This is a genomic window from Enterococcus pallens ATCC BAA-351 (assembly GCF_000407485.1).
GTDB lineage: Bacteria > Bacillota > Bacilli > Lactobacillales > Enterococcaceae > Enterococcus_A > Enterococcus_A pallens.
In genome coordinates this window covers 802,362-816,162 of record NZ_ASWD01000002.1, presented here as the reverse complement: position 1 = coordinate 816,162, position 13,801 = coordinate 802,362, and the positions used below count along the sequence as shown (strand labels likewise).

The following is a 13,801-nucleotide window of genomic DNA, read 5'->3' as shown; positions in this document are numbered from 1 at the left end:
ACTGGTACTAGGCCTGATTGTACTGGTTCAAAGCTATCTACTGTTCTCGCTGATGCGAAGCCAACAGGACTTGCAGGAAAAAATGACTCGGTTGCTGTTGAGAAGGCCGCAACCGAATAATATCAAACGAAAAACTTCAACAGAAAGAGGAAGGACACGATGAATCTTGGCTATGCACGCGGGTTTCAACTGACCCAACAATTGGATATGCTGGAAGATTACCCAGTGGACGAACTCTTTTCTGATGGCGCACAAGAGGTGGAAGCTCTACATTCACCAACAAGTGAATTCCAGGCATTAATGAACTTTGCTCAACCAGGTGATCATCTAGTAATTGCTTCTTGGGAAGTTATTTCCCGTGATTATCGCCAGCTGCTGGCTTGCTTGGATCAGTTGGAAACACAGGAGTTAACCTTGGATGTATTGAACCTGCCTCAACTCACCATTGAAGAATGGCGCCAAGTTTTTCGTTGGTCCTTACGCAACGATCGGTTACTCCATCCAGTGCTAGTCAAGGCAGGAAAAGAGCGAGATCGCAGTAAAGATGCTTACTCCTTGTTTAGTAAGGAACCAGAAGCACGAAAGCTGTATCGTGAAATGATCTGGCTTTTAGCCGAGAAAAATTCCGTTCGACAGGTAGCCCAGCAAAAACGTGTACCAATAGAGACAGCGTATCGTGTGCAACAGGAACTAAAACAAGTCCAACTAGCGATTATCCTAGTGGTTTGTTTCCTGCTGGCAATTTTTAGTATCAAACTAGCTGAATCTTATTTTGACCAGCTATGGATTCAAGTAGCTATTTGTGTAGTTGTAACTTTAGTCATCCTGTGGAACGTACTGATTGATACTGAAGAAATCGAGACCAAGCCGCCCATGAAAGAGAAGAAAACACCAAAAATTTAAAGAGAAGGTGAGTCCCCATGCAACACGTACTTATTTTAACGAAAAACTCCTTGGCTGAAGAGCCGCTGGTTCAGAAATTACAACGAATGAATTGTGAAATTCTCTGTTCAACAGATCTGTTCAAACGGCTAAAAGCAGGAACGATCAGCCCATTTCTTTCTTATTTCCAATGGATTATCTTGAGTGAAAGTTTATGTAATTCGGAAGTTGAACATATTCTGCAAATGCTAAAAAATCATCCTCTATTGGTTTTGCGAGTAGTAGAAACTATTCCGAATGAAGAAGAACAGGCCTACTGGCAAGAACGAGGCCTAGTCGACTGGATATCAAAAGAAACCAGCTATGAACTTTTACGCGAAAAAATGAACGAACTGCAGCAACAAGTGAAACAAGATGCAGTGACAGGTAATCAGATTCTGAACTTCCCAACGACACCAGGAGAGGAAACCACTCCGAATAATTTGAAGTTATTGATTAAGAGTCTCTCCAAAACAGAGAAACGCGTTTTTGAATGCCTCATCCAATCCTACTCTACTAGTGGCGTTTTATCTCGCCAAGAACTATGCAATTACTTGTGGCAGGATGGCAGTACGTCTTCAAACATGAGCCAGCTATCTTGCTTAATCAACAAATTGAAGCACAAATTCGAATTGCATGGTATTAAGGGCGAAACCATCACTACCTTGTGGGGCAGGGGCTACAAATTAAGCAGTTCCTTTTACGAATACTGGCTAGAAAACTCTCAGCAGCTGGAAGAATTAAAGTATTATTCTGCGATGAATTAGTTAACCAAGAGCACTCAATCACTGATGATTGGGTGTTTTTTCCATCAAATACACGATCATATAGTATCCAAGGCTGGAAAGCATCCTTTCCAGTCTTTTTTCCTCTTTCCTACCCATAGGAAAAAAGTAAGTTTGTGGGGGAGGTCTGGACTTCCTATAATAAGAGTATCAAGAAAAGAGAGCGGTGGAGAAAATGAAAAATATTCTATTAATTTGTGGGTCCGGTGCTTCCAGCGGGTTTATGGCGGCAGCAATCAGAAAAGCAGCTAAGAAGCGTGGCGTGGGGGTAACGGTAAAGGCGGCAAGTGAATCACAGTTAGATGATCGAATTAATGAAATCGATTACTTGCTGATTGGGCCTCATTTGTCTTACATGCTAAATGATATTCAGGAACAAACAAAAGATAAACAGGTGAAAGCAGCGGTAATTCCGCAAAATGTTTACGGAGCGTTAAATGGTGAAAAGGCGTTGGACTTGATTCTAAGTTTGGAGGATTAATTGATGGATAATATTATGAAATTTATGACGGAATCCTTTGCTCCTAAGGTGAATAAGGTCGTGAAGAATCCGTGGATTTCAGCGATTCAGGATTCGATTATGATTGCACTGCCTTTAGTATTTGTGGGTTCGTTAGTGACAGTCGTTTCTTTATTGGGGAACATTTTTAGTGGGATGCCAGACTTTTCTATGATCAGCAGCTTCTCCTTTGGGATGTATGGGTTAGTCGTCGCTTTTCTAATTCCTTACTATTTAATGGAAAAGAAAGGTCACGGCGGGCAAAAGCTGATTTCCGGTTCTACCTCATTGGTTCTGTTTATGATGCTGCTGTTTCCGACGATTACGGAGGATGGCGAAGCAATTTTTATTCTTTCTCGTTTTGGGTCAACTGGGATGTTCTTGTCAATTGTTACTGGACTATTCGTGGCGTTTGTTATGAATTTAGCTGTCAAGAAATCATTCTTTGATGAAGATACGCCGATTCCAGATTTCGTGGTGGGTTGGTTTAACAGCTTGCTGCCGATTACCTTTGTTTTATTTGTCGGTTGGTTAATTACCTTCCAAATGCAAGTGGATTTCTTTGATGTGATTATCTTGATTTTCAGCCCACTGGCGAAAATTGTTCAATCTTACCCTGGTTTTGTGTTATCCGTTTTTATTCCGGTATTCTTATATACCTTTGGGATCTCTGGTTGGGTAATGATGCCGGTAATCTATCCGGTGTATATGTCAGGTCTAGCGGAAAATGCCCAAGCAGTCGCAAGTGGCGGCGAAGCTATGCATATCGCTACGCAAGAAACTTGTTATGCTTTTTCTTCGATGGGAGGAATTGGAACTACGCTGGCCTTGTCAGTAATGATGCTGATTTTGAGTCGTTCCGCTCAGCTGAAGGCGATTGGTAAGGCGATCATTGTTCCGTCCATCTTTAATATTAATGAACCGCTGGTGTTTGGTGCACCGATTGCATTTAACCCTTACTTGATGGTGCCAATGTGGATCAACAGTATTATTGTTCCGACTATTGCTTATGTGACGATGTCCTTGGGGCTGGTAAATATCCCTTCCCAGACGTTCTTATTATGGTATATGCCTTATCCAATCACCTCTTATTTGGCAACACAGGATTGGCGGGCCATTGTAGTAAGTGTCATTATTTTTGCGGTAACTTGGTTGATCTTCCTGCCATTCTTTAAGGCTTACGATAACTCTTTATTGAAACAGGAAGAAAAGGATGCATTAGAAGAAGCACAAATGAACGCAGCAGCACAATAAGCTTAGCAACGAAAGCAGGAGGTCGCATATGGAAGAGACAACTTATATAGAAGAAAACGATCAGCTGAACCAGTTATCCATGAATATTCTGGTTCATGCTGGCAATGCCCGAGATCATTTAGTTCAGGCATTAGAAAGCTTAGAAACAATGGATTTTGAAAAGGCTAAAACTGAAGTGACAGCTGCTCGCAAGGAAGTAGTCGTCGCTCATGGTCTTCAGACGGATACATTGCAGCTGGAGGCTTCAGGTGAACAGATACGCTACTCGACATTGTTTTGTCATGCGCAGGATACTTTGATGACTGCTCAAAGCGAAATTTTAATTGGGGAGCATTTAGTGAAGCTTTTTGAAGCGTTTAGTCAAAAATAAGGAGGAAGCAACTTGAAAAATTATCAAATGCCGAAAGATTTCCTGTGGGGTGGCGCGATTGCTGCCAATCAGGCAGAGGGTGCTTATAAAGTTGATGGAAAGGGCGTCAGCCTGGCTGATTTGCACAAGTATTATCCTGACAAAAGCAATGCTGAGATTGCCGAAGAGCAGCATAAAGGAATGTCGTTAGCGGATGTGAAGGCGAATATGGCAGATACGGAGGGTTATTATCCGAAGCGTCATGGCATTGATTTTTATCATACGTATGAAGAAGATTTAGAGCTGTTAAGCGAAATGGGCTTTAAAAACTTTCGGACGTCGATTGACTGGACACGAATTTTTCCAACCGGTGAAGAAGAGGAACCCAATGAAGCTGGCTTAGCTTACTATGATCGATTAATCGATAAGATTCTCAGCTTAGGAATGGAACCGATTATTACCATTCTGCATTATGAAACACCGGTTGAGATTACTTTAAACTATGGCGGCTGGAACAATCGCAAGGTGGTTGACCTGTTTGTAAAATACGGCAAGGTTGTGCTGGATCGCTACAAGGACAAAGTGAAGTATTGGATCGTCATTAACCAAGTCAATCTGATTCAGTTTGAGCCTTTTAACTCAACGGCGATCCCTTACGATACGGTAGATAATTATTTAGAGGCTAGTTATCAGGCGGTGCACCATCAGTTTATCGCTTGTGCCTTGTTGAAGGAATATGCGGAAAGCATCAATCCTGAGATGATGATCGGTACAATGATGGCAGACTGTACAGCTTATCCATATTCTTGTGATCCGAATGATGTGAATTTGGCGCTGCGTCGTAACCGGATGCAATACTTCTACACAGATGTTCAGTTTCAGGGGGAATATCCGCAATATGCTCTGAACTATTTTGCAGAAAATGATATCCACTTGGAAATTACAGAAGAAGACAAGCAACTCCTGAAGGCTCATCCAATGGATTATCTAGGTCTCTCTTATTATTACTCGCAGATGGTGGACTCCACAAAGAATGATATGAATCCTTCTTCGGTAACACCGAATCCCAATCTTAAAGCCAATCCATGGGGCTGGGCGGTTGATCCGCAGGGACTATACAATTCCTTGTCACAATACTGGGATCGCTACCACAAGTCGATAATTATTGCCGAAAATGGCTTTGGGATGTATGACAAGCTGGAGGATGGCAAGGTGCATGATGATTACCGGATTTCTTATCTCTCTGAGCATATCGCACAAATGAAGCAAGCAATGTACGATGGAGTAGACGTAATTGCTTACTGTGCTTGGGGACCGATTGATATCATCAGCTGTTCCTCAGCTCAAATGGAAAAACGCTACGGCTTTATCTATGTAGATTTGGATAATGAGGGGAACGGCAGCGGCAAACGAATTAAAAAAGACAGCTTCGACTGGTATAAACAGGTAATCGCTACAAACGGCGAGCAGCTGTAACGAATCGAAAAGCTGGTCCCTTTGGCCAGCTTTTCTTTGAATAGGGGTGAGACGATGCTGACGGAAAAAGAAAAGGAATTAGTTGGATTTTTAGAAAAGAAGCAGCCGCAGTGGGTTACCTCCAAGGAGCTGGCCGCATTCTGCCAATGTACAACCCGAACCATTCGCAATCGTGTCGCAAAAATCAACCAGCAAACACCAGAACTTGTTTTAACCAGTCATTTAGGCTATCAGCTAAATTCAGCGGTAGCAATTGCTGAAGAAGGGGTGGAGGATCGAAAGTCGCGCATTTTTCTTGAGCTTTTAAAGCATTCTTCTAAAGGTGTCGATGTCTTTGAGCTGGCTGAAAAGCTGTTTGTCTCAGAATCAACCTTAAAGAATGATATCCAGCAATTAAAAAAGGAAATTACCAACGATGCGATTCAGATTGCTTTTGAGCAGGATTTTGTTAAGCTGACGGGACCAGAACGGGCCAAACGCCGCTATTTGATCTCTTTGCTGTATAACGAAAGTGATCTGCAAGAAAAACTAAAGCACAGTATTCAGCAGATGATTGGCTACATTTCGTTGGAAGAGCTGCAGCAGACCATCCAACAAACGCTGGCAGCTCACGAGATTCAGATCAATCAGTATTCTTTGAACAATATTGTGCTGCATTACGCCATTAGTATTGAACGGATTCGTCAAGGACACAGTCTGAATATTGGCCCCAGCATTCCCCTATTACAAGAGAAGCCAGAATTTTTATTAGCCGAAGAAATTGGCGACTCGCTGGCTCAGGAATATGACATTCATTTTTCGAAAATGGAATTAGAGCAGCTGTCCTTATTATTTATTGGTATGCAAAACGAAAACTTAGCAAAAGAGAGCGATCAGCAGCTATCGACCTTTGTTGATCCTAAAATTATCCGTGTACTCAAGGATGTACTGTATGAAGTGGAGCAAACCTACTTAGTGGAGCTGCACGATCAGGATTTTTTCAATAAGCTGGCGATCCATATTCAAAGTCTGTACTACCGCTCTCATTATGAAACCTTTACTCGCAACAGCAGCTTATTAGATATCAAAACGGCCTATCCTTTGACCTATGACTTAGCAGTGTACATCTCCTCGCTGATTCAGGAACGCTTGGATATCTGGTTCAACGACGATGAGATTTCCTTTATTGCTTTGCACATTGGCGCCTTTTTGGAGACGAAGCGGCATCATCAAAATCAGATTACTATTCGATTAATTGTGAATGATTATCACGACATTGGTCAGCAGTTAAGCAAGCAAATTCAGGAGAAATTCAGTGATAGTCTGGTAGTTCTAGTCACTGAGCGTCAGGCTGAGAATTTGGCTGCTTGCGACTTGCTGTTGACAACGGATCGCAGGGTAGCCTCGGCGCATGCCGGTTCAGTGTTTATTCATCCTTTTCTGACCACCAAGGACATTAAAAAGATTGAAAACCGAATAGAGGCAGTCAAATCACAGCGAGAAAAGAAACGCATGTATCAAGCCATTGATGCCTTTATTTTGCCGGAATTATATTTTAACCAAATTGATCCCTCGGAACTAAATCCAGAGGAGATTCGTCAACAGCTGTGCCAGCAAATGGTAGCTGCTGACTTGGTGGATGAATACTTTATTCAACGAGTAGAAAAACGGGAGCGCATGTCACCCACCAGCTTTCCTTCTGGGATTGCGGTACCTCACTCGGTTGAGCTTGAGGCCAAGAAAAGCGGAGTTGCGATTATGACACTGCAAGAGCCGCTAATCTGGGCGAATTACCCCGTGAAGCTGGTGGCCTTTATTGCAATCAATAAGGAGGAAGCCAATACCTTCAATGATTTCTTCGAGAAGTTTATCGAGATCGTTTCGGAGCCGGTGAACACTAAGCAGCTGAGTATGAGCGAGGATTATGATGAATTTATTTTGAAATTGAAAATGATGGTTGAAGCGGATGAATAAAGTCGGACGTATTATTCAGGTCTGCATCGGCACAATGCTGATGGGACTAGGGATACAGGTAATTGTGACTGCTGGTCAGGGAATGGATTCGGTTAGTACCTTAATCAGTGGGTTGATGCAGCATACGAGTATTCCCTTCGGCCGCTGGAGTCAGATTATTAGTCTAATATTTTTAGCAGTCAGTTTTTTATATAATCGAAAAATGCTGGGAATTGGCAGTGTGATTAATACTTTGTTAGTAGGTGAAACGATTCGCTGGGTGCAGCCGTTTATAGACAGTGTTGAAGGGCTGCACGATCAGCTGATGGTTTCCTTCTTCGGTTTTCTAATTATGGCTGCGGGTACAGCTTTATATTTAGCCGCTGATTTAGGCTCAGGACCTTTAGAGGGCATGATGTTTTGTGTTTGCAGTTTGTTAAAGGTCTCGCTGCAACGAGGAAGAGTGTTGTTGGATTTCTTGATTGTCTTAGCGGGTTTGCTGCTAGGCAGCTTTGTCGGCTGGGGTACATTATTTGCCATCTTTTTGTTAGGACCTACGATTCAATTGTTTCTGAATCTAGGCACAAAGGTTAGTTTGAGAATGAAAGCAGACGAACTGTCTTGAACGGTTCGTCTGCTTGTGTTTTACTTGTTCCTCGAGTTGAGTGATTCTTATTTACGCTTCTTCTGGTGTCAAACTTTCTTGTTGAGCTTTTCTTTGTCCACGATTATCTTCTAAATCAGCTTTGCTTTTTTCTTCATAGTGCTTTACCCGATTGTAGAGATTAATACATCTCACTGGATATACTAGGCTAGACAGAAAAAATGCGGTGTGTAAATGAGTAGTAAACAAAACAATATCCTGTTGACGATAAATGGGTAGGATAACTAAAAATTTCAACTCTTATTTTTTCAAAGCCAGACTAGGCGATATATTGACCAATCGATAATTAGCAAAAGTAGTTATTCCAAAAACTAAGCCAATATTTACCAATAATAAAAGCATAGCTAGTTGGAAATTTAAATCTAAATTGTAACCCAATTTATAGCTATAAACAGTAGAAAAACTAAGAAGTAATAGTGTACTCAATAGTATTGACAGGATACAAAATAGAGCCGTTTCTCTTATCAATATCTTAGAAATATTTTTGATACTATATCCTAAACAGCTTAATATACCGATTTCAGAATATCTAGTGATAGATATACGATATATTATAATAAAACTAACAGAAATAAATATGATCAAAAGTAAATTGGATAATAGTGTGAACAACTTTACAGTATCAGCAAAACTATTTTTGAAAGCACGAATATCTTTTTCCTTAGTATATACATCATATCCTTCATTTTTCAGCTGGCGATGAACTATGGGAATATCCTCAAAGTTCTTTACACTAAATGCTATGGCAGAGGCCTTACCTTTATTTATTTCTCTATAAATTTTCTTTTCCATCTTCGTGCTCATTGTAAAATTATCTAAAGAATCGTTTGAAATGCCGCTGACTTTCATTTTTATTCTATTTTTTTCTCCATGCTTATCAAAATATTCAAAGTCTATATATTTCCCAACTAATTTACTGATATTTTTATTTAAAGAGGAGGCAATACTGAGAGATAAGCATATCTCATTCTTATTATCCTTAGGCATATCTCCATAAATCATCGAAAGATTTGAAGAAATCAATGTTGGCGGTTTAGTATCTAAGTGTTTATTCTTATGATCGTATTTAAGATTAATATTTTGAAGATTATACTGATAATAAACATCCTTAACATTAGGCAATGAATGCAAATAAGTAATCCCCTCAGATAAAGGCTTATTTGAAAAAGCAATTGATCCTTTACTATAGTAAGCATTTTTCTCTTTAAATAACTGTATTTCATTGTTTATGGTCCCTTTTATCCCTAGTGTCGCAATAAAGGAGACCGAGCCTAATGAAATTAGTAAGATAGCAAGTAAGTTTTTGAAAAAATGTATTCTAAAATTCTTCATAGCGATCCCAAAAAGTAATTTTGAGTTGATTTTCGGAACTATATCTTTGTTTTCTTTAGTTTTAAAAGACTTATTTTCTTTGTTGTTGTCTAATTCATGCTTAGCTTTTTCTTTCACTATCTCTAGCGTATGATTTTTTAAACAAACTATTTCATCGGCGTACTTTGAAACTGTTTCACTATGTGTAATAACAATCACTGTTCTATTTCTTGCCAATCTTTTTAGTATCCTCATTACACCATCACCAGTTAGTTCATCTAACGCAGCTGTTGGTTCATCTGCAAGAATTATTTTAGGATCGTTCATTAGTGCTCTTGCTATAGAAGCCCTTTGTTTTTGACCACCGCTTAACTCATGCACCATTTGGTTTGCTTTATTTTTTAATCCCAGTTCCGTTAATAATTTTAATGCTTTTTCTTTTTTCTTCTCTTTAGTCAATTCAGAGTTTAAATGAACACCCATTATTACATTTTCAATCACTGTATATCCGTCTAAGAGATGATAATCTTGAAAAATGAACCCTACATTGTTGAATCTATAATTAGACAAGTTTTTATTAGATAAGCTTGGCTCTTTAAAACATACATTTTCAATTACACCCTCATATTCTGTATCTAAACCTGCTATTAAATTTAATAACGTTGATTTACCAGAGCCACTATCACCTAAAACGCAAGTTAACGTACAATCTTTAAAGCTATAATTTGTATGAAGTAATATATCCAAATCTTTGTATTTTTTACTGACATCATTTAAACGAATCATTAGGATCACCTTGTTTCATTTTGGTAGCAGGATTAATTTTAAGAAATAATAAGTATGACAGGACACTGATTAGTATTGATTGGACAAACGGTAGCAATAACACTAAAACTAAATTATTTGTAGATACTACATATATGTTAAAAAACTTTTGACTTAAGAGACTTAGCAACGGAAAACTTAGAAGGAATAGAATAGAAGACATCATTCCGAGCATAAAGTATTCTGAAATCGTCAAACTCAAAATATTTTTATTACTGAAACCATTGAACTTGAAAAAAACAAATTCACTTTTCTTTAAATGGAAATTGAATAGAGCCAGAACAATACTAATTGTTAATGACAAGATAAAGAAAATCAAACTGATGGTAGCACCTTGTTCTTCGTTTTTCTTTCTCAATCGGAGCATGTCTTCAATCATGCTGAAATCTCCAGAAGGTTGTAAACCTGATTTTTGTAGTGTGTTTACAATAGGTAAAATGTCATCTAATGTTTTTGCTCGTATGTTATAGCTCATAGATTTCTCAACACCTGCTTGTTGACGCATTTTTTTGATAGATTCTACACTAAATAGCAACGGACCATCTGTTAGTTTCCCATCATGTCTCCCTAGAGTACTGGTAATCGCTCCACCTTTAGGATTATTTTCAATAACTCCTACTACTTTTACATCATCGAGTGCAACCTTTGACCCTGTAATTTCGTCACTTCCAATCTTTGGATTTACATCTATCAGCCCTGTCATATTTAAATTTTTCCCAATCACCTCAGATGGTTTTAGACCTAATAAATCAAGTAATCGTTTAGGAACAGCAACCTCTGTTTCACCAATTGAGGGATATCTTCCTGCTATCAATTTGGTAATTGCAGGGTAATTAAAGCTGTCCTGTACTTCATAATTTTTAACTACATCCCCTATGCTTATTTTTAAATTACCTACTATTTCTAAGGCTGCCATAAAATCTACTCTGGGGTCATCTTTCAATAAATCAACAGCTCCTGAAACATCTTGTTTTAGAGAACTAGAAGAACCATTTCCTGTCGATTCTTTTGGTAAAGAAATATCCTTTATGGTCTCTCCTCTTTCTTCAACAAGACGACTAAAATTACCATCTTGCTTTTCTTCTATTTCTCCACTCAAATTAATAAGCATAAAAAAGGAAGAAAGTATCAGTAGACTAATTGTTAATATGGAATATATAGATGCTCCTTTTAGAATGTTAAAAGATTGAGAAATACAATTTCTTAAAGATAAATACGGAGATTTAATCAATGGCTTCTTTTTCTCGCTATCTTTTGAGTTTTGTTTACTTTGTTCTACTAATTTTAATTGTCCTTGCTCTATTCTATAGACATTTGAATTTTCCCCAATTAAACCTTTATCATGAGTTACTATTATTACTACTCTTTCTTTAGCTATCTTTTGTAATTCCGTCATTATTTTTTTAGAAGCTAAAGGATCTAATGCCTTTGTTGGTTCATCAGCTAATATAATTTCTGGATCTTTTACCAATGCTCTGGCTATCGCTACTCGCTGTTTTTGTCCACCAGATAATTTTGCGACTTTCATTTTAGCTAATCCAGATATTCCTAGTTCGTCTAATACCTTTGCGACATTCATTTTTCTTTCTACTTTATTTAAATTCGATAGACTTAGAGCTAAATCAATGTTGCATTCTACACTCAAGTATTCTATTAATTGGTAATCTTGCCATATAAATCCTATTGAATTGTAATAATAGTTGGATAGCTCTTTTCTTGTGAACTTTTTAATTGACTGATTATTAAAGTAAACATCTCCTTCAAAATTTTGATCCATACCACTAATTATATTTAGCAATGTTGTCTTTCCGCTACCAGATGGTCCGTAAATAAAATTAAGTCCTTTTTGGAAATCACCTGATAAATTATTTAGTACTACTTCCTTTCCAAATACTCTTTTTATCTTTTTTAAACTTAACATAAGAAGCTCCTTCCATAGCTCGATCGCGTTATTGTTTTGCTAGAATAATCTGTAACGTTACGTCACATTCAAGGAGGAAATTATGAATAATTATTTAACAATTAGTGAATTCGCAAAGTACGTAAATTTAAGTAGAAGAACTTTAATCTATTATGATCAAATTGATCTGTTCAAACCCCAAAAAATATCTGATCATGGTTTTAGGTATTATACTTGTGACCAATGCTTTGAATTAGATGTTATATTGACCTTAAAGTTCCTTGATGTACCTTTAGAACAGATTAAATATTTTCTCGATAATAGAAATATGGATGACACGTTAACCGAATTTAAAAATCGCAAAAAAAATTTGGATAAAAAGATCAACAACTTAAAACATATGCAGACGTTTTTAGAAAATTACATAGACAGATATACAACGTTAAAAAATATAGATTTTAATACCATTACTCATTCTTATAGAGAAGAAGAATCGTTTATTTGTTCTGACTGGATGCATTCTCATTACTACGACTCAATAGACTCCTTATCTAGCTATAGTGATTTCTATTTATCTTTAGATAAAAAAGATTTATTCAATGGTTATCCGATAAATTTTATGGTAGAAGATTCTATTTTTTCTGACATTCAAAATACTCCCTTTAAGTCACTAATTAAAATAAATAAGGAACAGAGTAAACTCTACGATAAACAAAAAATTGTAACTAGGCCAAACGGAATATACGTATCTTTCTTTGTACAGGATTCGAATTACAATAAGGAAAAACTCAATAATAAACTAACTAACTATTTTCTAGAAAATAAATTTATCCCTGAAAAATTCTTTTGGAAAATACTTTGGCAAGATGAAATTACTACTACTATTCCTGAAAAACGAGTGTTTGAAATTTTAATACCTGTTAAAAAAAGATAATTTTATGCAACTAAGCAGGTGCATCATGGAACCTGTGAAAACAATCAAATAGGAGTCGAGTCTTCGACATATAGGCGAAGTCCATGTACAGTGTGAAGAACTTGGAATAACACCTAAGAATCTCTCGAAATATTAGGAAGCGACATGAAAGACAGTAGTTAGGGGAACTGGGGAAACCCTTCCCGTCACCTTGATAAATGTAAAGCAGAAATCTATAAGGAAAAGCTGAAATGAGAACTGGATGGAAGGGAGTAGGAGGAGAGCATAGTACTAATGATCGCTAGGACAACATAACTTAGCGTAGAAAAGTACATCTACTTCATTTAAAGAATTTGAAAGGTGGCGTTCATACATGAATGTCAAAGCAATGACTAACACCATATTGAAACCCAAAGTGAATGCCTTGAGACAAATTCTAATATCAATGGGCTATGGTACAGCCAAAACGTAAGTTTCATGTGTTATACGATAAAATTTATCGACCAGATGTACTAAGACTTGCTTGAGCAATGGTCAAGCAGAATCGGGGAAGCGGTGGCTTCGATGGATAAACGATCGACTACATCAACGATTGGTGAAAGCCAATTTCTAAACGACTTGTATCAGAAACTTAAAAATAAAACGTAGGAAACACAACCAGTCAGACGTATTCATATTTCGAAGGGAAATGATGATACAAGAAAGACCATGAGGTATTCTAACTATCGAGGATCGAGTGGACTACCAAGCAACAAAGCTGATTATAGAACCCATTTTCGAAGTAGATTCTAAAGATTGTTCATATGGTTATCGACCAAACCGGAGCATACATCAAGACTAAAGGGAAACTGGAAAGGCTTCAGAGAGTGCCATGTTGAGGCCGACTGGCTGCTTATCTATCGGATTCACAATGATGTATGTGAGTTAGTTCTTGTTAGAACTGGGAATCACGACAATTTACTAAGATAACCA

General features: G+C 37.8%; 12 protein-coding genes. 10 read left to right on the top strand and 2 right to left on the bottom strand.

Annotated features, from left to right (window positions below):
• The first annotated feature begins 159 nt into the window (after positions 1 to 159).
• The 8 genes from I588_RS10325 to I588_RS10290 all read left to right on the top strand — a co-directional run bounded on the left by I588_RS10325 (position 160) and on the right by I588_RS10290 (position 7,841).
• Complete coding sequence (locus tag I588_RS10325) at positions 160 to 903, top strand: recombinase family protein (RefSeq protein WP_010755080.1); 744 nt, start codon at positions 160 to 162, stop codon at positions 901 to 903.
• A gap of 17 nt (positions 904 to 920) precedes the next feature.
• Positions 921 to 1,688 carry a helix-turn-helix domain-containing protein gene (locus I588_RS10320; RefSeq protein ID WP_010755081.1) on the top strand — a complete coding sequence of 256 codons (768 nt, stop codon included), beginning with the start codon at positions 921 to 923 and terminating at the stop codon, positions 1,686 to 1,688.
• A 193-nt stretch (positions 1,689 to 1,881) separates the two neighbouring features.
• Entirely contained in the window at positions 1,882 to 2,187 is a 306-nt protein-coding gene (locus I588_RS10315; protein WP_010755082.1) for a PTS sugar transporter subunit IIB, read from the top strand.
• 3 nt (positions 2,188 to 2,190) lie between these two features.
• Positions 2,191 to 3,459, top strand: a complete 1,269-nt coding sequence (locus I588_RS10310) for a PTS sugar transporter subunit IIC (protein WP_010755083.1) — start codon at positions 2,191 to 2,193, stop codon at positions 3,457 to 3,459.
• A 28-nt stretch (positions 3,460 to 3,487) separates the two neighbouring features.
• Positions 3,488 to 3,829 (top strand): PTS lactose/cellobiose transporter subunit IIA, encoded by a 342-nt coding sequence (locus tag I588_RS10305; RefSeq protein ID WP_010755084.1) that lies wholly within the window; start codon positions 3,488 to 3,490, stop codon positions 3,827 to 3,829.
• A gap of 12 nt (positions 3,830 to 3,841) precedes the next feature.
• Positions 3,842 to 5,284, top strand: coding sequence for a glycoside hydrolase family 1 protein (locus I588_RS10300; RefSeq protein ID WP_010755085.1), 1,443 nt, complete (start codon positions 3,842 to 3,844; stop codon positions 5,282 to 5,284).
• 54 nt (positions 5,285 to 5,338) lie between these two features.
• On the top strand, positions 5,339 to 7,237 hold the full coding sequence (locus I588_RS10295) for a BglG family transcription antiterminator (RefSeq protein WP_010755086.1): 1,899 nt from the start codon (positions 5,339 to 5,341) through the stop codon (positions 7,235 to 7,237).
• Positions 7,230 to 7,841 carry a YczE/YyaS/YitT family protein gene (locus I588_RS10290; protein ID WP_010755087.1) on the top strand — a complete coding sequence of 204 codons (612 nt, stop codon included), beginning with the start codon at positions 7,230 to 7,232 and terminating at the stop codon, positions 7,839 to 7,841. Before I588_RS10295 ends, I588_RS10290 begins: the two co-directional genes overlap by 8 nt.
• 279 nt (positions 7,842 to 8,120) lie before the next feature.
• On the opposite strand, the gene I588_RS10285 is transcribed toward I588_RS10290, so the two are convergent.
• Positions 8,121 to 9,977 carry an ABC transporter ATP-binding protein/permease gene (locus tag I588_RS10285; protein ID WP_010755088.1) on the bottom strand — a complete coding sequence of 619 codons (1,857 nt, stop codon included), beginning with the start codon at positions 9,975 to 9,977 and terminating at the stop codon, positions 8,121 to 8,123.
• On the bottom strand, positions 9,961 to 11,937 hold the full coding sequence (locus tag I588_RS10280) for an ABC transporter ATP-binding protein (protein WP_010755089.1): 1,977 nt from the start codon (positions 11,935 to 11,937) through the stop codon (positions 9,961 to 9,963). Before I588_RS10280 ends, I588_RS10285 begins: the two co-directional genes overlap by 17 nt.
• Before the next feature lie 82 nt (positions 11,938 to 12,019).
• On the opposite strand from I588_RS10280, the gene I588_RS10275 reads away from it, so the two are divergent.
• The gene (locus I588_RS10275) at positions 12,020 to 12,850 is read left to right on the top strand and encodes a MerR family transcriptional regulator (protein WP_010755090.1); all 831 of its coding nucleotides are present in this window, start codon (positions 12,020 to 12,022) and stop codon (positions 12,848 to 12,850) included.
• A 774-nt stretch (positions 12,851 to 13,624) separates the two neighbouring features.
• Entirely contained in the window at positions 13,625 to 13,798 is a 174-nt protein-coding gene (locus tag I588_RS26825) for a type II toxin-antitoxin system YafQ family toxin (RefSeq protein WP_081632959.1), read from the top strand.
• Positions 13,799 to 13,801: the final 3 nt, after the last annotated feature.